This window comes from Microvirga ossetica (assembly GCF_002741015.1).
Lineage (GTDB): Bacteria > Pseudomonadota > Alphaproteobacteria > Rhizobiales > Beijerinckiaceae > Microvirga > Microvirga ossetica.
The window spans coordinates 70,352-88,426 of sequence record NZ_CP016616.1 but is presented as its reverse complement, the minus strand read 5'-3'; the positions used below and the strand labels follow the sequence as shown (position 1 = coordinate 88,426).

Annotated in this window: 18 protein-coding genes and 1 pseudogene; 16 read left to right on the top strand and 3 right to left on the bottom strand. The window is 65.2% G+C overall.

Features of this window, described 5'->3' with window-relative positions; all coding sequences use genetic code 11:
* The first annotated feature begins 2 nt into the window (after positions 1 to 2).
* Positions 3 to 1,454, top strand: a complete 1,452-nt coding sequence (locus tag BB934_RS00375; RefSeq protein WP_099507840.1) for an aldehyde dehydrogenase — start codon at positions 3 to 5, stop codon at positions 1,452 to 1,454.
* A gap of 285 nt (positions 1,455 to 1,739) precedes the next feature.
* Positions 1,740 to 2,639, top strand: coding sequence for a 3-oxoadipate:acetyl-CoA acetyltransferase (locus tag BB934_RS00370; RefSeq protein ID WP_162299128.1), 900 nt, complete (start codon positions 1,740 to 1,742; stop codon positions 2,637 to 2,639).
* Here BB934_RS00370 and BB934_RS00365 read toward each other — a convergent pair.
* A complete protein-coding gene (locus BB934_RS00365) occupies positions 2,627 to 3,409 on the bottom strand; it encodes an IclR family transcriptional regulator (RefSeq protein WP_099507836.1) in 783 nt (260 codons plus the stop codon). The genes BB934_RS00370 and BB934_RS00365 overlap by 13 nt on opposite strands.
* Before the next feature lie 180 nt (positions 3,410 to 3,589).
* On the opposite strand from BB934_RS00365, the gene BB934_RS00360 reads away from it, so the two are divergent.
* The 14 genes from BB934_RS00360 (at position 3,590) to pobA (ending at position 15,930) form a co-directional block, all read left to right on the top strand.
* Complete coding sequence (locus tag BB934_RS00360; RefSeq protein WP_099507834.1) at positions 3,590 to 4,771, top strand: ABC transporter substrate-binding protein; 1,182 nt, start codon at positions 3,590 to 3,592, stop codon at positions 4,769 to 4,771.
* 82 nt (positions 4,772 to 4,853) lie between these two features.
* Entirely contained in the window at positions 4,854 to 5,717 is an 864-nt protein-coding gene (locus tag BB934_RS00355) for a branched-chain amino acid ABC transporter permease (RefSeq protein ID WP_099507832.1), read from the top strand.
* 7 nt (positions 5,718 to 5,724) lie between these two features.
* The gene (locus BB934_RS00350) at positions 5,725 to 6,729 is read left to right on the top strand and encodes a branched-chain amino acid ABC transporter permease (RefSeq protein WP_099512559.1); all 1,005 of its coding nucleotides are present in this window, start codon (positions 5,725 to 5,727) and stop codon (positions 6,727 to 6,729) included.
* A complete protein-coding gene (locus BB934_RS00345) occupies positions 6,726 to 7,490 on the top strand; it encodes an ABC transporter ATP-binding protein (protein WP_099507830.1) in 765 nt (254 codons plus the stop codon). The genes BB934_RS00350 and BB934_RS00345 overlap by 4 nt, the downstream gene beginning before the upstream one ends.
* Complete coding sequence (locus BB934_RS00340) at positions 7,471 to 8,187, top strand: ABC transporter ATP-binding protein (protein WP_099507828.1); 717 nt, start codon at positions 7,471 to 7,473, stop codon at positions 8,185 to 8,187. The genes BB934_RS00345 and BB934_RS00340 overlap by 20 nt, the downstream gene beginning before the upstream one ends.
* Before the next feature lie 8 nt (positions 8,188 to 8,195).
* On the top strand, positions 8,196 to 8,990 hold the full coding sequence (gene pcaD / locus BB934_RS00335; RefSeq protein ID WP_099507827.1) for a 3-oxoadipate enol-lactonase: 795 nt from the start codon (positions 8,196 to 8,198) through the stop codon (positions 8,988 to 8,990).
* Positions 8,983 to 9,390, top strand: coding sequence for a 4-carboxymuconolactone decarboxylase (gene pcaC, locus BB934_RS00330; protein ID WP_237050123.1), 408 nt, complete (start codon positions 8,983 to 8,985; stop codon positions 9,388 to 9,390). The genes pcaD and pcaC overlap by 8 nt, the downstream gene beginning before the upstream one ends.
* A 50-nt stretch (positions 9,391 to 9,440) precedes the next feature.
* Positions 9,441 to 10,166, top strand: a complete 726-nt coding sequence (gene pcaH, locus BB934_RS00325; RefSeq protein WP_099507825.1) for a protocatechuate 3,4-dioxygenase subunit beta — start codon at positions 9,441 to 9,443, stop codon at positions 10,164 to 10,166.
* Positions 10,166 to 10,792, top strand: coding sequence for a protocatechuate 3,4-dioxygenase subunit alpha (gene pcaG / locus BB934_RS00320; protein ID WP_099507824.1), 627 nt, complete (start codon positions 10,166 to 10,168; stop codon positions 10,790 to 10,792). Before pcaH ends, pcaG begins: the two co-directional genes overlap by 1 nt.
* 18 nt (positions 10,793 to 10,810) lie before the next feature.
* Complete coding sequence (locus BB934_RS00315) at positions 10,811 to 11,656, top strand: CoA transferase subunit A (RefSeq protein ID WP_099507821.1); 846 nt, start codon at positions 10,811 to 10,813, stop codon at positions 11,654 to 11,656.
* Positions 11,657 to 11,658: 2 nt separating this feature from the next.
* A complete protein-coding gene (locus BB934_RS00310; protein WP_099507819.1) occupies positions 11,659 to 12,447 on the top strand; it encodes a CoA-transferase subunit beta in 789 nt (262 codons plus the stop codon).
* A gap of 1 nt (position 12,448) precedes the next feature.
* A complete protein-coding gene (gene pcaF, locus BB934_RS00305) occupies positions 12,449 to 13,654 on the top strand; it encodes a 3-oxoadipyl-CoA thiolase (protein WP_099507817.1) in 1,206 nt (401 codons plus the stop codon).
* Between the two features lie 13 nt (positions 13,655 to 13,667).
* Positions 13,668 to 14,717, top strand: coding sequence for a 3-carboxy-cis,cis-muconate cycloisomerase (locus BB934_RS00300; RefSeq protein WP_099507815.1), 1,050 nt, complete (start codon positions 13,668 to 13,670; stop codon positions 14,715 to 14,717).
* Positions 14,718 to 14,760: 43 nt separating this feature from the next.
* Positions 14,761 to 15,930: a 4-hydroxybenzoate 3-monooxygenase gene (gene pobA / locus BB934_RS00295; RefSeq protein ID WP_099507813.1), complete on the top strand. Its 1,170-nt coding sequence runs from the start codon at positions 14,761 to 14,763 to the stop codon at positions 15,928 to 15,930.
* A gap of 284 nt (positions 15,931 to 16,214) precedes the next feature.
* Here pobA and BB934_RS00290 read toward each other — a convergent pair.
* Together BB934_RS00290 and BB934_RS00285 are read right to left on the bottom strand one after the other, a co-directional pair.
* Positions 16,215 to 17,172, bottom strand: a pseudogene (locus BB934_RS00290) (IS630 family transposase).
* Positions 17,173 to 17,232: 60 nt separating this feature from the next.
* Positions 17,233 to 18,054 (bottom strand): DUF1932 domain-containing protein, encoded by an 822-nt coding sequence (locus tag BB934_RS00285; RefSeq protein WP_099507811.1) that lies wholly within the window; start codon positions 18,052 to 18,054, stop codon positions 17,233 to 17,235.
* Between the last annotated feature and the right edge of the window lie 21 nt (positions 18,055 to 18,075).

The window sequence follows — 18,075 nt, the reverse complement described above, 5'->3', positions numbered from 1 at the left end:
ACATGCTTGACATCAATCTTCTCATCGACGATCGCGACGTGGCGGCCTCCACCGGAGCCACCTTCGAGCGGCGCGATCCGATCACCGGCGATGTGGCGAGCCGCGCTGCGGCCGCGAGCGTCGCCGACGCCCAGGCCGCAGCCGATGCCGCAGCAGCGGCATTCCCGGCCTGGTCGAAGCTCGGGCCGAACGCGCGGCGCGCGGCCCTCCTGAAGGCGGCCGATCTTCTCGAAGGCCGGGCGGCTGATTTCGTGAATCTGATGGCTACCGAGATCGGCGCCACGGCCGGATGGGCGCAGTTCAACGTGAAGCTCGCCGCCGGCATGCTGCGCGAGGCGGCATCGCTGACGACCCAGATCACCGGCGAGATCATTCCTTCGGACAAGCCGGGCTGCGTTTCCATGGCGGTGCGTCAGCCGGCCGGCGTCGTGCTCGGCATCGCGCCCTGGAACGCGCCGGTCATTCTGGGGGTGCGCGCCATCGCGACGCCGCTCGCCTGCGGCAACACGGTGGTGCTGAAGGCCTCGGAGATCTGCCCCGGCACGCATCGCCTGATCGGTGCCGTCCTCCGGGAGGCCGGATTGCCGGCGGGCGTCGTCAACGTGATCACCAATGCGCCCGAGGACGCCGGCGAGATCATCGAGTCCCTGATCGCGCATCCGGCCGTGCGCCGGATCAACTTCACCGGTTCGACGAGGGTCGGCCGCATCATCGCGGAAACAGCGGCCCGATTCCTGAAGCCGGTGCTTCTGGAACTCGGCGGCAAGGCGTCCCTCGTGGTCCTCGACGATGCCGATCTCGATGCGGCCGTTGCTGCCTCCGCCTTCGGCGCCTTCATGAACCAGGGCCAGATCTGCATGTCGACCGAGCGTATCGTGGTTGACAATGCGGTGGCGGACGATTTCGTCGCCAAGCTCGCCGCGAAGGCGGAGTCGCTTCAGGCCGGCAATCCGCGCCACGGCAATTTCGCCCTCGGTTCCCTGGTCGGCGCGGAGGCGGCCGAGCGGATCGGCGGCCTGGTGAACGATGCGGTCTCCAAGGGCGCCAGGCTCCTCGCCGGCGGACGGGTGGACGGCACGGTGATGTCCGCGACGGTTCTCGACCAAGTCACCCCGGCCATGCGCCTCTATGGCGAGGAATCCTTCGGTCCCGTCGTCTGCGTCATCCGCGCCACGGGCGTGGAGGAGGCGGTTCGCATCGCCAACGACACGGAGTACGGGCTCTCCGCCGCCGTCTTCGGGCGCGACATCACCCGGGCGCTCGATGTGGCGCACCGGATCGATTCCGGCATCTGCCACATCAACGGGGCGACGGTGCACGACGAGGCCCAGATGCCGTTCGGCGGCGTGAAGGCGAGCGGTTACGGCCGGTTCGGCGGCAAGGCCGGCATCAGCGAGTTCACCGAGCTGCGCTGGATCACCATCGAGACCGGGCCGCAGCATTTTCCGATCTAAGGGGACGAGGCGCTGCGCTTTTCCAAGTAAGCGCAGAGGCTGCCACAGGCGCCGCCTCTCCTCGGATCTCGGGAACACCCGAGATCCGTTTTGCTGCCGCAGGCATCACCTCTCCCCGGCGGGGAGAGGTCGAGCGCAGCGAGGGTGAGGGGGCACCGCCTTCTCCGGATAAACCTGTAACCCCTCACCCGCGCCTCCGGCGCGACCTCTCCCTCAAGGAGAGGTAAAGAAGCGCCACACCTTCCAAGCGGCGGATTATTCCCGCCGCCCGTCTCGCTTGTCGTCATGCACGCGCTATGTGGCGGTGATGTCCTGCGTGCCGGTGGGAGGGAGCCCGTGAAGCCTGTCGTCATTGCCGTTGCAATATGCGGGTCGGTTCCGCGCAAGAAGGACAATCCGGCGGTCCCGATAACGCCGGCGGAGCAGATCGAGTCGACGCAGCAGGCCTACGAGGCGGGAGCCACCCTCGTCCATATCCATGTGCGCAACGACGACGAGACGTCCTCGTCGGATCCCGAGCGCTTCGCGGCGGTCAAGGCGGGTGTCGAGACGCACTGCCCAGGCATGATCGTCCAGTTCTCGACTGGCGGCCGGGGTCGGGATCCGGGCCAGCGCAGCAGCGCGCTCTCCCTCAGGCCCGACATGGCCTCGCTCTCGACCGGATCGGTCAATTTCCCGACCATCGTCTACGAGAATCACACGACGCTCGTTGAGGAGATGGCGGGCAAGATCAAGGAGTTCGGGATCAGGCCGGAGATCGAGATCTTCGACCTGTCCCATCTGCACGGCGCCAGGCGCCTCGCCGACAAGGGGCTGATCGACGATACGCCGCATATCCAGTTCGTCATGGGAATCATGAACGCGCTGCCCGCAGAGGAACGGCTGCTGGACATCCTTCTCAAGGAGGCGAGGCACCTTTTTCCGAACTGCACCTGGACGGCCGCCGGAATCGGCAGGCATCAGGCGAAGGTGATGGACTGGGCGCTCGCCCGCGGCGCCGATGCTGTCCGCACCGGGCTCGAGGACAACATCCGGATCGCGAAGGACCGGCTCGCCTCCAGCAATGCGGAACTGGTCGAGCATGCGGTCCTCGCCGTCGAGCGGCGCGGGCATCGCACCGCGACGCCGCAAGAGGCGCGCATGCTGCTCGGCTGCCGGCCGGTTCCCGGGGATCAGAGCAGGTAGCCCAGCGACTCGCTGGCCGTCTTCAACGCGGGCAGGAAGCGCTCCGTCATCTCCTCGGCCGAGACGCGTCCGGCCTGGGCGCTGAGATTGAGCGCGATGGTCACCCGGCCGTTCTTCTCGATCACCGGCACGGCGATGGAGCGCAGGCCGAATTCGAGCTCCTCGTTGACGAGGGCGTAGCCCTGAACGCGCGTGGCGTCGAGGAGGGCGCGGAACGCGGCCTTGTCCGTCACCGTCTTCGGCGTCCGCGGCTCCAGCCGGACGCGCTGAACATAGGCGTCGATCATGACCTCGGGTTGGTAGGCCAGGATCGCGCGGCCAAGCGAGGTGCAATAGGCGGGGAGGCGGCTTCCGACCCCGAGCCCGATGGACATGATCCGCCGCGTCGCCGAGCGGGCGATGTAGACGATGTCGTCGCCGTCGAGGATCGCGGCCGAGCTCGATTCCCCCGTCTCCTCCGAGATCCGCTCCAGAAAGGGCTGGACCCGGGCCGGCAGCGATGCGGAGGAGAGATAGGCATAGCCGAGGCGCAGGATGCGCGGGCTTAAAGTAAAGTAGCGCCCGTCGAAATCGGCGTAGTTCAGCTTCGTGAGCGTCAAGAGATAACGCCGCGCCGCGGCCCGGGTGATCCCGGTCAGCTTCGCCACGTCCGACAGGGTCAGCCGCTGACGGCCGGAATCGAAGGCCTCGATCACCATCAGGCCCTTCTCCAGGCTCGCCACGAAGTCGCGATCGCCGCCTGCCCGATCCTCGGTCTCGTCACCCTGCATCTTTTGCTCCGACAGGCGTATGCTGGACTTTGGTAGCCTTGACACCACTTGTCCAAATCGTACTACATGTGCGCTATGGCTTTCAATGTTCGCAATGCGCACAAAGAGCTAGACAATGGACTAACACAACCGCGATCCGCCGGCGTGAGATCGGGACAGTTCAGAGGGAGGATACGGCTTATGAGAGTTTCAAAGAGAATTCTGGGCGTTGCCATCGGCGCGTTGCTGATGGGCTCCGTCTCCGCCTCGGCCGAGACGATCAAGATCGGCATCATCGGGCCGTTCTCCGGCCCCTTCGCGCTGCAGGGCAAGAACTTCCAGGCCGGCGTCGAGGCCTATATGGCGCTCAACGGCAAGTCGGTGAAGGGCAACGACATCGAGGTAATCTACCGCGATCTTCCCGCCGCCAATCCCGCCCAGTCGCGCGCCCTGGCGCAGGAACTGGTCGTGAAGGATAAGGTCCAGTATCTCGGCGGCGTCTACTTCACGCCCGATGCCATGGCGATCACGCCGCTGCTTGCTCAGGCCAACACGCCGCTCGTCATCTTCAATGCGGCGACCTCCGCGATCATGAACACCTCGCCGCTCGTGGTCCGCACATCGTTCACCACGGCACAGACGACGACGCCTCTTGGCAAGGTCGCCGTCGACGAAGGCGTGAAGAAGGCGATCACGATCGTCAGCGATTACGGCCCCGGCGTCGATGCGGAGAACGCCTTCAAGAAGGCCTTCGAGGCCGCCGGCGGGCAGGTGGTGGAATCCATCCGCATGCCGATGAACACCACCGATTTCAGCCCGATCATGCAGCGCGTGCGCGATTCCGGCGCCGCGGGCCTCTTCGCCTTCCTTCCCTCCGGTCCGCCCACCCTCGGCTTTGCGAAGGCCTATAACGAGACGGGGCTCAAGAAGGCCGGCATCAAGTTCTATGCACCGGGCGATCTCACGCAGGAATCCGATCTGCCGGCGCTCGGCGATGCGGCAGACGGCTTGAAGACCAGCTTCCATTATGCGGTTTCGCATGACAGCCCGGAGAACAAGAAGTTCGTCGAGGCTGCCACCAAGGCGATCGGCTCGGCCGAGCAGCTCTCGTTCCCGTCCGTCGGCGCCTATGACGGCATGCATGTGATCTACAAGATGATCGAAGCCACGGGCGGCAAGCAGGATGCTCAGAAGGCGGTCGATGCCGTGAAGGGACTGTCCTGGACGAGCCCGCGCGGGCCCGTAAACATCGAGCCCGCTACGCGGCACATCACGCAGAACATCTATCTGCGCGAAGTCGCCAAGGGCGCGGATGGCAAGTCCATCAACAGGGAAATCCAGACCTTCCCGAACCAGAAGGATCCTGGTCTCGCCACCCAATAAGCGAGACGACATGTAGTTGGAAGGCGCGGCCTAGAAAGCCGCGCCTTCAATCAGCCGAACCGCTATCCGTCCGGGATATTCCATGCAGACCGTCCTCAGCATCGCGATCGACGCCTTTGCTTACGGCATGGCTCTCTTCATCATCTGCATCGGCCTGTCGCTGACCATGGGCCTGATGCGGGTTGTGAACCTGGCGCATGGCGCGTTTGCCATGATCGCGGGCTACATCGCTTCCTACGCGGCGCGCGATCTCGGGATGGGCTACGCGGTCGCCATCTTCCTGGCGATCATCGGCACGGTCATTATCTCGATTCCGCTGGAGCGGCTGCTGTACCGCCGGATCTACGGCAGCCCCGAACTCACCCAGGTGCTGATGACTATCGGCATCACCTTCTGCGTGATCGGCATCACCAACTATTTCTTCGGCCCGACCCTGAAGACCATTCCGCTCCCGGGCAGCCTGAGCCAGCCCATCGATGTGGGGTTCAAGACCATCGCCGCGCATCGGCTCTTCGTCATGGCCTGCGGCGTCGTGGTGGCCGGCGGTCTCTGGTTCCTGATCGAGAAGACGGATTTCGGCATCAAGCTGCGGGCGACCGTGGACAACGCGGCCATGGCCGATGCGCTGGGCGTGCGCACGCAGGTGGTCTATGCGGTCAGCTTCGCCATCGCCATCGGGCTTGCGGCGCTCGGTGGCGTGGTCGGGGCCGAGTTCCTGCCCATCGAGCCCTATTATGCCCTGCGCTACATGGTGACCTTCCTTGTGGTCGTCTCGGTCGGCGGGGCAGGCTCGATTCCCGGCGCCGTCGTTGCTTGCCTTCTGCTCGGTGCCGTGGATACGACCGGCCGCTACCTGATGCCCGAATTCGGCAACTTCTTCTTCTACGCCGCCGTGATCGCCATCGTCTGCGTGTTCCCGCGCGGGTTCTTCGGAAGGGCTCAGTAACGTGCAGGTGGTTGCGCAAACGGAGAGAATTGCGGCCGTACCCGCCGAACGCCGCTGGCTGCGGGAGGTCATCGGCATCGTCCTCATCATCGCCGCCGGCATGGCGGGATACTTTCTCTTCCCCGACAATCTGGCGCTTCTGACGCGCGTCATCGCCGTGGCGCTTCTCGTCCTGTCGATCGATCTCATCACCGGCTATTGCGGCGTGGCGACCCTGGGACAGGCTTCGCTCTTCGGCGCCGGTGCCTATGCAGCCGGCATTGCCTGCGTGAACGGGGTCACGGAGCCCGTGACCCTGATCCTCATCGGCGCAGTCGCCGGCGCGGTGGCGGGACTTCTCATGGGCACGATCATGCTGCGGGCCCACGGGCTTGCCCAGCTCGTGCTCTCCATTGCCATCGTCCAGCTCTTCCATGAGGCCGCGAACAAGGCCTCCGCCTATACGGGAGGCAGCGACGGCCTGGCGGGACTGATGGTAAGCCCGCTCTTCGGCATGTTCGAATTCGATCTCTGGGGCCGGACGGCCTATCTCTTCGGCCTCACGCTGCTGGTCCTCGTCTTCATCGTGCTGAAATTCGTCGTGTCTTCGCCCTTCGGCATGCTGTGTCGGGGCATCAAGCAGGATCCGATCCGCATCCGCGCCATGGGCTCCTTCGTATTCCCGGTGCTGCTGAAGATGTTCGTGATTTCGGGTGCGGTTGCCGGAATGGGCGGCGCGCTCGCCGCGATCTCCACCCAGGTGGTCGGCCTCGACAGCGTCAGCTTCGAATTGTCCGCCAACGCCCTCGTCATGCTCGTGCTCGGCGGCCTAGGCACCCTTTACGGCGCGCTTGTCGGCACCGTGATCTTCATGGGCTTCGAGCACATCGTCTCGGCGATCAACCCGTTCCACTGGATGACGATGGTCGGCGCCCTGCTGATCGCGGTGGTGCTCGCCGCTCCCGGCGGGCTGAGCGGCCTGCTCGACAGGTTCTCCGCATCGGGCAAACGCGCGAAGAGGGGGAAGGCATGAGCGATCTCTTTCGCGTCGAGGGCCTGACCAAGAATTTCGGCGGCCTCGCCGTCAGCCGGGACATCTCGCTCGCCATGCCGGCCGGAGAGCGGCTCGCCCTGATCGGCCCGAACGGCGCCGGCAAGACCACCTTCGTCAATCTGGTGACGGGGCTGATTCATCCGAGCGCTGGGCGGGTCATCCTGAACGGCGAGGATGTCACGAACCTCGGCGCCGTGCGGCGGGTTCGCAAGGGTCTGGTGCGCACCTTCCAGGTTACGCGGCTGTTCTCGCAGATGACGCCGGAAGAGCACGTGACGCTGACGGTGCTGCAGCGGGAAGGAAAGGCCAACCGGATTCTGAGCCGTTTCACGGGCAATTCCGAAGTGGCGGGTGAGGTCGAGGGCATTCTGTCCACTCTCGGCCTGCTGGATGTGGCGCGGCGCAGGGTCGGCGAGATCGCCTATGGACAGCAGCGGCTGCTGGAGATCGGCATCGCGCTGGCGCTGCGGCCGAAAGTGCTGCTCCTCGACGAGCCGGCGGCCGGCGTGCCGTCGAGCGACACGCCGAGGATCGAGCAGGCGCTCGAACGTCTGCCGCCGAGCCTCGCCGTGCTGATGATCGAGCACGACATGGATCTCGTCTTCCGCTTCGCCCGACGCGTGGTCGTCCTGGCAGCCGGCGAGATCATCTTCGAGGGATTGCCGTCGGAGGTCGCCGCCAACGAAAAGGTCCGAGAGGCCTATCTGGGGAACTATGCCCATGCCCGCAGAATCGCTTGACGTCCGCGGATTGAGTGCGGGCTACGGCCCGACGGTTGTGCTGGAGGATGTGTCCTTCTCGGTGCCGTCCGGCGCGCGGCTGTCCATTCTCGGCCGCAACGGCATGGGCAAGACCACGCTTCTGTCGACGCTCATGGGAATGAACCGGCGCTATGGCGGGGAGATCCGGATCGGCGGTGCCGACGTGTCGGGGCTGAAGAGCTCGGAGCGCGCACGAAAGGGGATCGGCCTGGTTCCCCAGACGCGGGACATCTTCCGCTCGATGACGGTCGAGGAGAATCTTGTCGTCGGTGTGAAGGACCGGCCGCGCAGCGTCATTCAGGAGGCATACGACATGTTTCCGCGCCTTCACGAGCGTCGGAACAATCTCGGCTGGCAATTGTCCGGCGGCGAGCAGCAGATGCTCTCGACCGCCCGCACCATTCTCGGTCGCCCGTCGGTGCTGCTCCTCGACGAGCCGCTCGAGGGGCTGGCGCCCGTCATCTGCGAGGAGCTGATGTCCGCCTTCACGCGGCTCGCATCGACCGGCGAGATGACGATCCTTCTCGTCGAGCAGCGCCTCGAAAGTGCCCTGGATTTCGCCGAATCCGTTCTGATCCTCGAGCGCGGGCGCATCGCCTGGCAGGGGACGAGCGAGGCCCTGCGCGCCGATCAGGGATTGGTCGAGCGCTATATCGGCGTCGGTTCGCTGCATTGAGGTCTGGCATGGCATTCGCACGCATCAACGGCATCGTCCTTCATCACCAGGTGGTCGGTCCGACCGACGGCCCCGTTCTCGTCTTCATCAATTCGCTGGGGAGCGACTTCCGCATCTGGCAGGAGGTCGTGCCGGCCTTTGCCGATCGCTTCCGAATCGTTCTCTACGACAAGCGTGGACACGGCCTCTCGGACGCGCCGTCTGCGCCCTATACGATCGACGACCACACGGCCGATCTTGTAGGGCTTCTCGATCATCTCAAGATCGAGCGGGCCGCTCTCGTCGGCCTGTCGGTAGGAGGCATGATCGCGCAGCGCATGGCCGTGCGCGCTCCTGAGCGCGTTCAGGCGCTCACCCTCTGCTGTACGGCGGCGAAGATCGGGACGCCGGAACTCTGGGCCGAGCGGATCGCCGGCGTCGAAAACGGCGGCATCGAGCCGCTCGCGGACAACGTCCTGCAGCGCTGGTTCACGCCGCTGTTTCGCGAGACCCATGCGGATGAAGTCGCAGGCTGGCGCAACATGCTGGTGCGCACGCCGGCTCACGGCTATGCCGGAACCTGCGCCGCCATCCGCGATTCCGATCTGAGGCCGGATGCCGGCCGCATCGCGATTCCGACCCTCTGCGTCGCAGGCGACCAGGACGGCTCGACGCCGGCAGACGTGGTCAAGGGCACGGCCGATCTCATTCCAGGCGCGCGCTTCGCGCTGATCGACGGGGCAGGGCACATTCCCTGCGTCGAGAAGCCGGCGGTGCTGTCGACACTCATCAAAGAGCATCTTCAGGAGGCTGGACTTGTCTGAGAGGGACAATAGCGAACGCTACAAGGCGGGCATGGCGGTGCGCCGACAGGTTCTGGGCGATGCCCATGTGGACCGGGCGAGCGCGCAGATGACGGAGTTCGACGAGGACTTCCAGACCTTCATCACCGAAGGCGCCTGGGGTTCGGTATGGTCGCGCCCGGGTTTCACGCTGCGCGAGCGCTCCATCGTCACCATCGCGCTCCTGGCTGCACTCGGCCAGGACGATGAGGTCGCCATGCATGTCCGCGCGACCCGCAACACGAGCGCGACCAAGGAGGACATCAAGGAGGCGCTGCTGCACGTGGCCGTCTATGCCGGCGTGCCCGCGGCCAATCACGCCATCAAGATCGTCAAGAAGACCTTTGCGGAAATGGAAGCAAATCCCGAGCCTCAAAAGTAGCGGGACGGGTTATTGGCGCAGCGCTGTCCGGCGCTGCCAGGGAGAGCCAAATGTCGGATCAAGGATCATATTATCAGCGGGACCGGAGCTGGCATCCGGCGGCGCTGACGCCGCAATACAAGACCTCGGTGCTGCGCTCGCCGCAATACCCGCTTCTCGCGCTCGACAACACGATCTCGGAGATGACCGGCCCGCGCTTCGGGCACAACCAGATCGGCCCGCTCGACAACGACCTCATCCGCAACTTCGCCAAGACCGGCGATGCCATCGGCCAGCGCATCATCGTCTATGGCCGCGTGCTCGACGAGAACGCCCGCCCGGTGCCCGGCGCCCTGGTCGAGTTCTGGCAGGCCAATGCCGGCGGTCGCTACCGGCACAAGAAGGAAACCTATCTCGCCGCCATCGACCCGAACTTCGGCGGCTGCGGACGCGCGATCACCGACGAGGACGGGCGCTACTGGTTCCGCACCATCAAGCCCGGCGCCTACCCTTGGCCGAACGGCGTCAACGACTGGCGCCCGGCGCACATCCACTTCTCGCTCTTCGGCCATGCCTTCGCCCAGCGCCTGATCACGCAGATGTATTTCGAGGGCGATCCGATGATCTGGCAATGCCCGATCGTCTCGACGATTGCGGACAAGGCGGCGATCGACCAGCTCACCGCCGTCCTCGACCGCAACGCCACGCTGCCCATGGACGCGCTCGCCTACAAGTTCGACATCGTGCTGCGCGGGCGCCGCTCGACCATGTTCGAGAACCGGATGGAGGGGAATTGATGTTTCAGACGCTGACCACGCTCAAGGAGTCGCCCTCGCAGACGGCCGGCCCCTACATCCATATCGGCGCGACCCCGAACTGGGTCGAGATCACCGGCGTGTGGGACGAGGACCTCGGCCTCGTCCTGGTCGACCCTGAGACCAAGGGCGAGCGGATCCTCGTCAAGGGCCGCATCTTCGACGGCAGCGGCCATCCGATCAAGGACGCCCTGGTCGAGATCTGGCAGGCCGATGCGGACGGGCTCTACAACAGCCCGGAGGAGAAGCGCGGAAAGGCCGACCCGCACTTCGTCGGCTGGGGCCGCCAGCCGACCGATGGGACCACCGGCGAGTACCGCTTCGAGACGATCAAGCCCGGCCGCGTGCCGTACAAGGACGGCCGCCCGATGGCGCCGCACATCACATTCTGGATCGTGGCGCGGGGCATCAATATCGGGCTGCACACGCGGCTGTATTTCGGCGACGAGGAGGCGGCCAATGCGGAATGCCCGGTTCTGGCGCGCATCGAGCACAAGGTCCGCCTCGCCACCCTGATCGCCGCGCGCAGCGAGGAGAGCGGCATGCCGACCTACACCTTCGACATCCATCTGCAGGGTGACAAGGAAACCGTGTTCTTCGATATCTGACGAGCGATAGAAAGCATTATGGCCAAGTTTCAGAGCCTCAAGGAGGCTGTTGCCGACAACCTGCGCGACGGCGACATCGTCGCGTTCGAAGGTTTCACCCATCTCATTCCACATGCGGCAGCCCACGAGGCGATCCGCCAGGGCCGCAAGGACCTGACCCTGATCCGCATGACGCCCGACATCGTCTACGACCAGATGATAGGCATGGGGCTCGCGAAGAAGGTGATCTTCTCCTATGCGGGCAATCCGGGTGTCGGCCTGCTGCGGCGTATGCGCGATGCCATCGAGAACAGCTGGCCGCGTGGCATCGAGACCGAGGAGCACAGCCACGCATCCATGGCCAATGCCTACGAGGCCGGAGCGGCAGGCCTGCCCTGCGCAATCTTCCGCGGCTATCGCGGCGCCGGTCTCAAGGAGGTCAATCCGAACATCAGAAGCGTCACCTGCCCCTTTACGGGCGAGGAACTGGCCGCCGTGCCGGCCCACCGCCCGGACGTGGCCTTCGTCCATGCCCAGAAGGCGAACAGGCGCGGGGATGTGCTGGTGGAGGGCATCATCGGCGTGCAGAAGGAGGCGGTGCTGGCCGCCAAGCGCTCCGTGGTGACGGTCGAGGAGATCGTGGAGGATTTCGACGACCTGCATCCGAATCTCTGCGTGCTGCCGCACTGGACGATCACCTCCGTCGTGCATGTGCCGGGCGGAGCGCATCCGTCCTACGCCCACGGCTATTACGACCGCGACAACGCCGCCTATCTCGAATGGGACAAGATCTCCGCCGACCGCGATCTCTTCACCGCCTGGATGAAGGAGAACGTGCTCGACGTGGGACCCGAGACCTTCGCCGGCCGCGTGAAGGGATTGTAACAATGACGAACCTCTCCGACTTCACGCCCAACGAGATGATGACCATCGCGGCGGCGCGCGCGCTCTCCAACGACGATGTCTGCTTCGTCGGGATCGGCGCGCCCTCAGCCGCCTGCAACGTGGCGCGGCTGACCCACGCGCCCGACATCACGCTGATCTACGAGAGCGGCACCATCGGCACCGCGCCGAACGTGCTGCCGCTCTCCATCGGCGACGGGGAATTGTGCGAGACCGCCGTGACCACGGTCTCGGTGCCGGAAATGTTCCGCTACTGGCTCCAGGGCGGACGCATCTCCATCGGCTTCCTGGGCGCTGCCCAGCTCGACCGTTTCGGCAACATCAACACCACCGTGATCGGCGACTACAATAAGCCCAAGGTGCGCCTGCCCGGCGGCGGCGGAGCGCCCGAGATTGCGAGTTCCTGCAAGCAGGTCTTCATCACCATGAAGCAGGCGACCCGCGGCATGGTGGACAAGATCGACTTCTACACCTCCTTCGGCCATGGCGAGGGCGGAAACCACCGCGAGCGCCTGGGCATCACCACGAAGGGGCCGACGCTCCTGATCACGGATCTGGCGATCTGGAAGCCGGATCCCGAGACCAAGGAATTCACCGTCGTGTCGATGCATCGCGGCGTGACCCGCGATAAGGTGCAGGAAACTTGCGGCTGGAAGGTGCGATTCTCCGAGCGCCTCGAGGAAACGCCTCCGCCGTCAGACCTCGAACTCACCACCCTGCGCGAGCTTCAGGCCAGGACCGAGAAAGCTCACGGCGGCAAGAAGGGAGCTTAAGATGCGTGAAGCCTATATCTGCGCCTATGTGCGCACGCCCATCGGCCGCTATGGCGGCTCCCTCTCCGGAATCCGCGCCGACGACCTCGCCGCGGTTCCGCTGAAGGCGCTCCGGGAGCGTCTTCCGAACCTCGACTTCGAGGCCGTCGACGACCTGATCTACGGCTGCGCCAACCAGGCGGGCGAGGACAACCGCAACGTGGCCCGCATGGCAGTGCTCCTGGCGGGCCTGCCCGGCTCGATCCCGGGAACCACCATGAACCGCCTCTGCGGCTCGGGCATGGACGCGGTCATCGCGGCAGCGCGCGCCATCAAGGCGGGCGAAGCGGAGATCATGATCGCCGGCGGCGTCGAATCCATGTCGCGCGCGCCCTTCGTGATGCCGAAGGCCGACGCGGCCTTCTCCCGCAATGCCGAGATCTACGACACCACCATCGGCTGGCGCTTCATCAACCCGCTGATCAAGAGCCAATACGGCGTCGATTCCATGCCGGAGACCGGCGAGAACGTGGCCGCCGACTTCAACGTCTCCCGCGAGGACCAGGACGCCTTCGCCCTGCGCTCGCAGAAGAAGGCGGCCGCGGCTCAGTCCAACGGGCGCCTCGCCCAGGAGATCGTGCCGGTCACGATCCCGACGCGGAAGGGCGATCCGGTCGTCGTCGACAAGGACGAGCATCCCCGCGGCGACACAACCCTGGAGCAGCTGTCGAAGCTCCCGACGCCGTTCCGCAAGGACGGCACGGTGACCGCCGGCAATGCCTCCGGCGTCAATGACGGCTCGGCGGCCCTGATCGTGGCTTCCGAAGACGCGGTCCGGAAGTTCGGGCTCGAACCCGTCGCCCGCGTGCTCGGCGGCGCCGCTGCCGGCGTCGCGCCGCGCATCATGGGGATCGGGCCAGCTCCCGCCACGAAGAAGCTCTGCGCCCGTCTCGGCCTCAAGCCGACGGATTTCGACGTGATCGAGCTGAACGAAGCTTTCGCCAGCCAGGGCATCGCGGTCCTGCGCGAACTCGGCATCCCGGAGGATGCCGAGCACGTGAACCCGAACGGCGGTGCCATAGCGCTCGGCCATCCGCTGGGCATGTCCGGTGCGCGCATCGCTGGTACGGCGGCCCTCGAGCTCAAGATCAGAGGCAAGAAGCGCGCGCTCGCGACCATGTGCGTAGGGGTCGGGCAGGGCATTGCCATCGCCATCGAAGCCGTCTGACGCGAGATCCATGATGACAACGATGCTCCCTCATCCCGTTCTGCAGGCCCTCGTCGGCGACGAGGAAGTGGGAGCGTTCTTTTCCAACGAAGCCGAACTCTCCGCAATGCTGCGCGTCGAAGCCGCCCTTGCCGAAGCGGAGGAGACGGTTGGGCTGATCGATGGGGAAGCTGCCCGCCGGATCGCCGAAACCTGCCGGTCGTTCCAGGCGGATTGGGAGAAACTGGCCGAGGGGCTCACGCGGGACGGCGTGATCGTTCCGGAATTCGTAAAACAGCTTCGCGCTGCCGTCGGCGAGCCCCACGCGAAATCCGTCCATTTCGGCGCGACCAGCCAGGACGTCATCGATACGGCGCTGGTCCTGCGCCTTAAGGCGGTCATCGAGATCCTTGGCCACCGCCTCGATGCGCTGGTCGATGCTTTGAAAGGCCTGAAAGACCGGGACGGCTCTGTGCGCCTGATGGCGCATACCCGGATGCAGCAGGCGCTTCCCTTCACGGCGGCCGACAAGATCGGCACCTGGGTCCAGCCCCTGGAGCGGCACCGGGCGGCGCTCGAAGCTCTCGCACCGCGCCTGCTCGTGGTGCAGCTCGGAGGCCCCGTCGGAACCCGTGGCGAGCTGAAGGGGCAGGGCGATGCGGTCGCCGATGCCATGTCAGAGCGCCTCGGCCTGGGCGTTGCCCCATCCTGGCATTCGCAGCGCGATCGCATCGGCGAGTTCGGTTCCTTCCTCTCCCTGCTCACCGGAACCCTCGGCAAGATCGGGCAGGATATCGCCCTCATGGCGCAGAACGAGGTCGGCGAGGTGAAGCTTGCAACGGGCGGCGGCTCGTCCGCCATGCCGCACAAGTCCAATCCCGTCCCGGCCGAAGTGCTGGTGACGCTCGCGCGGTTCAATGCCGGCCTGCTCGGCACCCTGCATCAGGCGCTGGTTCACGAGAACGAACGCTCCGGGGCCGCCTGGACGCTCGAATGGATGGTGTTGCCGCAAATGGTCGTGTCTTCTGCAGCATCGCTGGGCAAGGCGCAGGCGCTTGCCGCAAGCCTGAATTTCACCCGTTAAAAGACGAAGGCAGCCCCGGCCGCCCTTTCGGAGGATATCGCGCATGCGCACCAAGGTTGCCATCATCGGCGCAGGCCCGGCCGGGCTGCTGCTCGGCCGCCTTCTGGAGAATGCCGGGATCGAGACCGTCATCCTGGAACGGCGCAGCCAGGACTACGTGCTCGGGCGCATCCGCGCGGGCGTTCTCGAGCAGGGCACCGTCGAACTGCTCGATCGGGCAGGTGTGGGCGAGAGGATGCATGCGGACGGGCTCATCCATGATGGGGTGGAGTTCTGCTTCGACGGTGACAAGCACCGCTTCAACTTCCGCGAGCTGATCGGCCGCACGGTCATGGTCTATGGGCAGACGGAGGTCACCCGCGACCTGATGCAGGCCCGCGACGCATCGGGCGCCAAGACGGTGTACGAATCGGAAAACGTGTCGCTCCATGATTTCGACAGCGACAAGCCTAGAGTGCGCTACGTCAAGGACGGAATCGAGCACGAGCTTGCCTGCGATTTCATCGCCGGCTGCGACGGATATCACGGGGTTTCCCGCGCGAGCGTTCCGGCAGGGTCCATCCGCACGTTCGAGAGGGTTTATCCGTTCGGTTGGCTCGGCATTCTCGTCGATCGGCCGCCCGTGGCCGAGGAACTGATCTATGCCCATCACGAGCGCGGCTTCGCGCTCTGCTCCATGCGCTCGCCGACGCGCAGCCGCTACTACGTCCAGGTGCCGACGGACGAGAAGGTCGAGGAATGGTCCGACGACCGTTTCTGGGATGAGCTGCGCCGCCGGGTCGATGATGAGACGGCCGAACATCTGGCCACGGGGCCTTCCATCGAAAAATCCATTGCGCCTTTGAGAAGCTTCGTTGCCGAGCCTCTGCGCTTCGGCCGCCTTTTCCTTGCCGGCGACGCAGCTCATATCGTGCCGCCGACCGGTGCCAAGGGGCTCAATCTCGCAGCGAGCGACGTCGGTGTTCTCGCCGATGCGCTGATCGAATTCTATGCAGATCGCTCGCCCGCCGGGATCGACGGCTATTCCGCACGGGTGCTGTCACGAATCTGGAAAGCGGAGCGCTTCTCCTGGTGGATGACGTCCATCCTCCACACCTTTCCGGACACGGATACCTTCAGCCGCCGGATCCAGCGGGCGGAGTTCGATTATCTCAGAAGCTCGGAAGTTGCGGCGCGGTCGCTGGCGGAGAACTATACGGGACTGCCGATCTGACTGAATCGGAACGAAACCTTCCACGTCATCACCGGCCTCGTGCCGGTGATCTCGATCCGTCAAGCGCGGCGCTTTTCCTTATCGAGATGGCCGGGACAAGCCCGGCCATGACGTCGGGGGTGTCATCCCCGGCGAGCGAAGCGAGGGAAGGGGATCCACGATCGGGCTCAGCGTCATGGATTCCCTTCCCCTCCGCTACGCTCCGGCCGGGAATGACATTGAGGGCAGCGTGATCTGTCCTCTACCGAGCCGCTATTTCATGCCGGCTTTAGAGCATCGGACGGTTAAACGGACGCATATCCGGCAGCCTTAAGGTAGTTCCAGCACTCTTGTGGTTCGAACAGGTTGCAGATCTCACCGAGCGCTCGCCAGAGCGCGTCGAACGTTCGGGCCTCGGCCTTGCGCAAGTGCGCTTTGATCTTGGCAAAGGCCTGTTCAATTGGATTAAGATCAGGCGAATAAGCAGGTAGAAACAGGAACCAGGCTCCGCGTTGCTTCAGACACTGAGCGGCCTTCTCGCTCTTGTGGACAGCCAGGTTGTCGAGAATCACCACATCGCCTTTGCGCAGCGTCGGCGCGAGCTGCGTCTCAATGTAAGCCTCGAACGCCAACCGGGTGATCGGGCCATCGATGATCCACGGCGCGCACAACTCGTTGCACCGTAGCCCAGCCAGAAAGGTATGGGTTTTCCAGTGTCCAAAGGGAGCTTTCATGCGTAGGCGCTGGCCCCTGCGGCTCCGCCCGCGCAGGCGCGTCATCTTGGTGTTGACATACGTCTCGTCCAGGAACACCAGCCGGTGCGTCTCCTGGCGCATGCGCGGCTGGCGCTGGGCATGCCAGACCCGGCGCTCATCCCGCACATCGGCGCGTGCGCACTCCGCCGCCATCAGGCATTTTTTTATATGAGAAGCCGTGCCGGCACAGGAAGCGCGAGAGCATCGCGGGAGCCGCAACGATCCCATGCTCAGTCAGCAGCCTTGCGGCCAGCTCGGGCATGGTGATGGCCGGCTCGGCCTCGACCGTCTGGATCAAGAAGCTCTCATAGGGCACCAGCTTGCTGCGTCCGGGCGGACGGCCTTGCCGGGCCGGTGCCGGCGAGCCGAACCGCCGCTTCCGCTGCACCAGCTTGATGGCGAAACTCTCGCTGACGTCAAAGTGCTGGGCTGCCGCCCGGCAGGAATGACCTGCATCGACAAAGTCGGCGACGCGCACCCGCAGATCCAGGGAATAGCAATGACCCATAATCCACCTCCCAGTCCAGGCAGTGAATCACAGCTCGGCCTCGCACAGAAGCCAGGAGTCTCATTTCCGGTCCGAGGCTCTAGCGAAACTCTCGTGCCTATCCGCGATCGCTTTCGCAAGGGATCCGTCGAGGCCGAGCTCGTCGATCATGCGGCTTGCTTCGCGCATCTCCGCAGCGCGCCGGATGCCGTGCTGCTTCACGCGGGACATCATGACCTTCGCCACGTTCTCCCAATCCATGCCGGGATAGGACGCCTTCAGGCTCGCCAGGACGGCAGGCATGACGCCTGCCTTTTCCGAGGCCAGGGTGAAATCCACCATCAGCGCTTCCATGCCCTTGATCACGATGCTGCGGCACAGTTTCGTGGCGGATGCGGTCCCGATCTCGGTGCTGACGGGGGTGATCCTCATGCCGAGCTCGTTGAGGCGCGCCGAGACAGCCTCGGCTGTCCGGCCGCCGCTCAGGATCGGAACCTCGATTCCCGGCTCCTTGACTGGAGCCATCACGGCAAACTCGACGAATTCGGCGCCGCGCTGCCTGACCTGATCCGCCGCCTGCTCCTTGGTGGCGGGGGAGATGGAGTTGAGGTCGATGTAGGTCTGCGAGGATGTGAGATGCGGCGCCGCCTGACCGGCTACCCCGACGGCGGCATCGGCCGTCACGGCGGAGATGACGATGTCGGCCTCTCGGCAGAGTTCGGCGAGATCGGAAGCGGCATGGACTCCGGCCTCGCGGGCGTGCTGGCGCAGCTGCGGGCCTTTCTCGGGATCCGCGAACAGGATGTCGTACGCCGCCATGCGCACGCCCGGTTTGGCGGCGAGCTGTCGTGCGAAGAGCTGGCCGACTTCGCCATAGCCGATGAAGGCAATCCCGAGACTCATTTGATCACACAGCTCCGCAAG

What these genes read in the sequence shown, in the direction of transcription:
- pobA (WP_099507813.1), top strand. Translation starts at nt 14,761, where the DNA reads ATGCGCACCAAGGTTGCCATCATCGGCGCAGGCCCGGCCGGGCTGCTG.
- BB934_RS00315 (WP_099507821.1), top strand. Translation starts at nt 10,811, where the DNA reads ATGGCCAAGTTTCAGAGCCTCAAGGAGGCTGTTGCCGACAACCTGCGC.
- BB934_RS00285 (WP_099507811.1), bottom strand. Translation starts at nt 18,054, where the DNA reads ATGAGTCTCGGGATTGCCTTCATCGGCTATGGCGAAGTCGGCCAGCTC.
- BB934_RS00370 (WP_162299128.1), top strand. Translation starts at nt 1,740, where the DNA reads ATGCACGCGCTATGTGGCGGTGATGTCCTGCGTGCCGGTGGGAGGGAG.
- BB934_RS00310 (WP_099507819.1), top strand. Translation starts at nt 11,659, where the DNA reads ATGACGAACCTCTCCGACTTCACGCCCAACGAGATGATGACCATCGCG.
- pcaG (WP_099507824.1), top strand. Translation starts at nt 10,166, where the DNA reads ATGTTTCAGACGCTGACCACGCTCAAGGAGTCGCCCTCGCAGACGGCC.
- BB934_RS00375 (WP_099507840.1), top strand. Translation starts at nt 3, where the DNA reads ATGCTTGACATCAATCTTCTCATCGACGATCGCGACGTGGCGGCCTCC.
- BB934_RS00360 (WP_099507834.1), top strand. Translation starts at nt 3,590, where the DNA reads ATGAGAGTTTCAAAGAGAATTCTGGGCGTTGCCATCGGCGCGTTGCTG.
- pcaH (WP_099507825.1), top strand. Translation starts at nt 9,441, where the DNA reads ATGTCGGATCAAGGATCATATTATCAGCGGGACCGGAGCTGGCATCCG.
- BB934_RS00365 (WP_099507836.1), bottom strand. Translation starts at nt 3,409, where the DNA reads ATGCAGGGTGACGAGACCGAGGATCGGGCAGGCGGCGATCGCGACTTC.
- BB934_RS00300 (WP_099507815.1), top strand. Translation starts at nt 13,668, where the DNA reads ATGACAACGATGCTCCCTCATCCCGTTCTGCAGGCCCTCGTCGGCGAC.
- BB934_RS00345 (WP_099507830.1), top strand. Translation starts at nt 6,726, where the DNA reads ATGAGCGATCTCTTTCGCGTCGAGGGCCTGACCAAGAATTTCGGCGGC.
- pcaF (WP_099507817.1), top strand. Translation starts at nt 12,449, where the DNA reads ATGCGTGAAGCCTATATCTGCGCCTATGTGCGCACGCCCATCGGCCGC.
- BB934_RS00355 (WP_099507832.1), top strand. Translation starts at nt 4,854, where the DNA reads ATGCAGACCGTCCTCAGCATCGCGATCGACGCCTTTGCTTACGGCATG.
- pcaD (WP_099507827.1), top strand. Translation starts at nt 8,196, where the DNA reads ATGGCATTCGCACGCATCAACGGCATCGTCCTTCATCACCAGGTGGTC.
- BB934_RS00340 (WP_099507828.1), top strand. Translation starts at nt 7,471, where the DNA reads ATGCCCGCAGAATCGCTTGACGTCCGCGGATTGAGTGCGGGCTACGGC.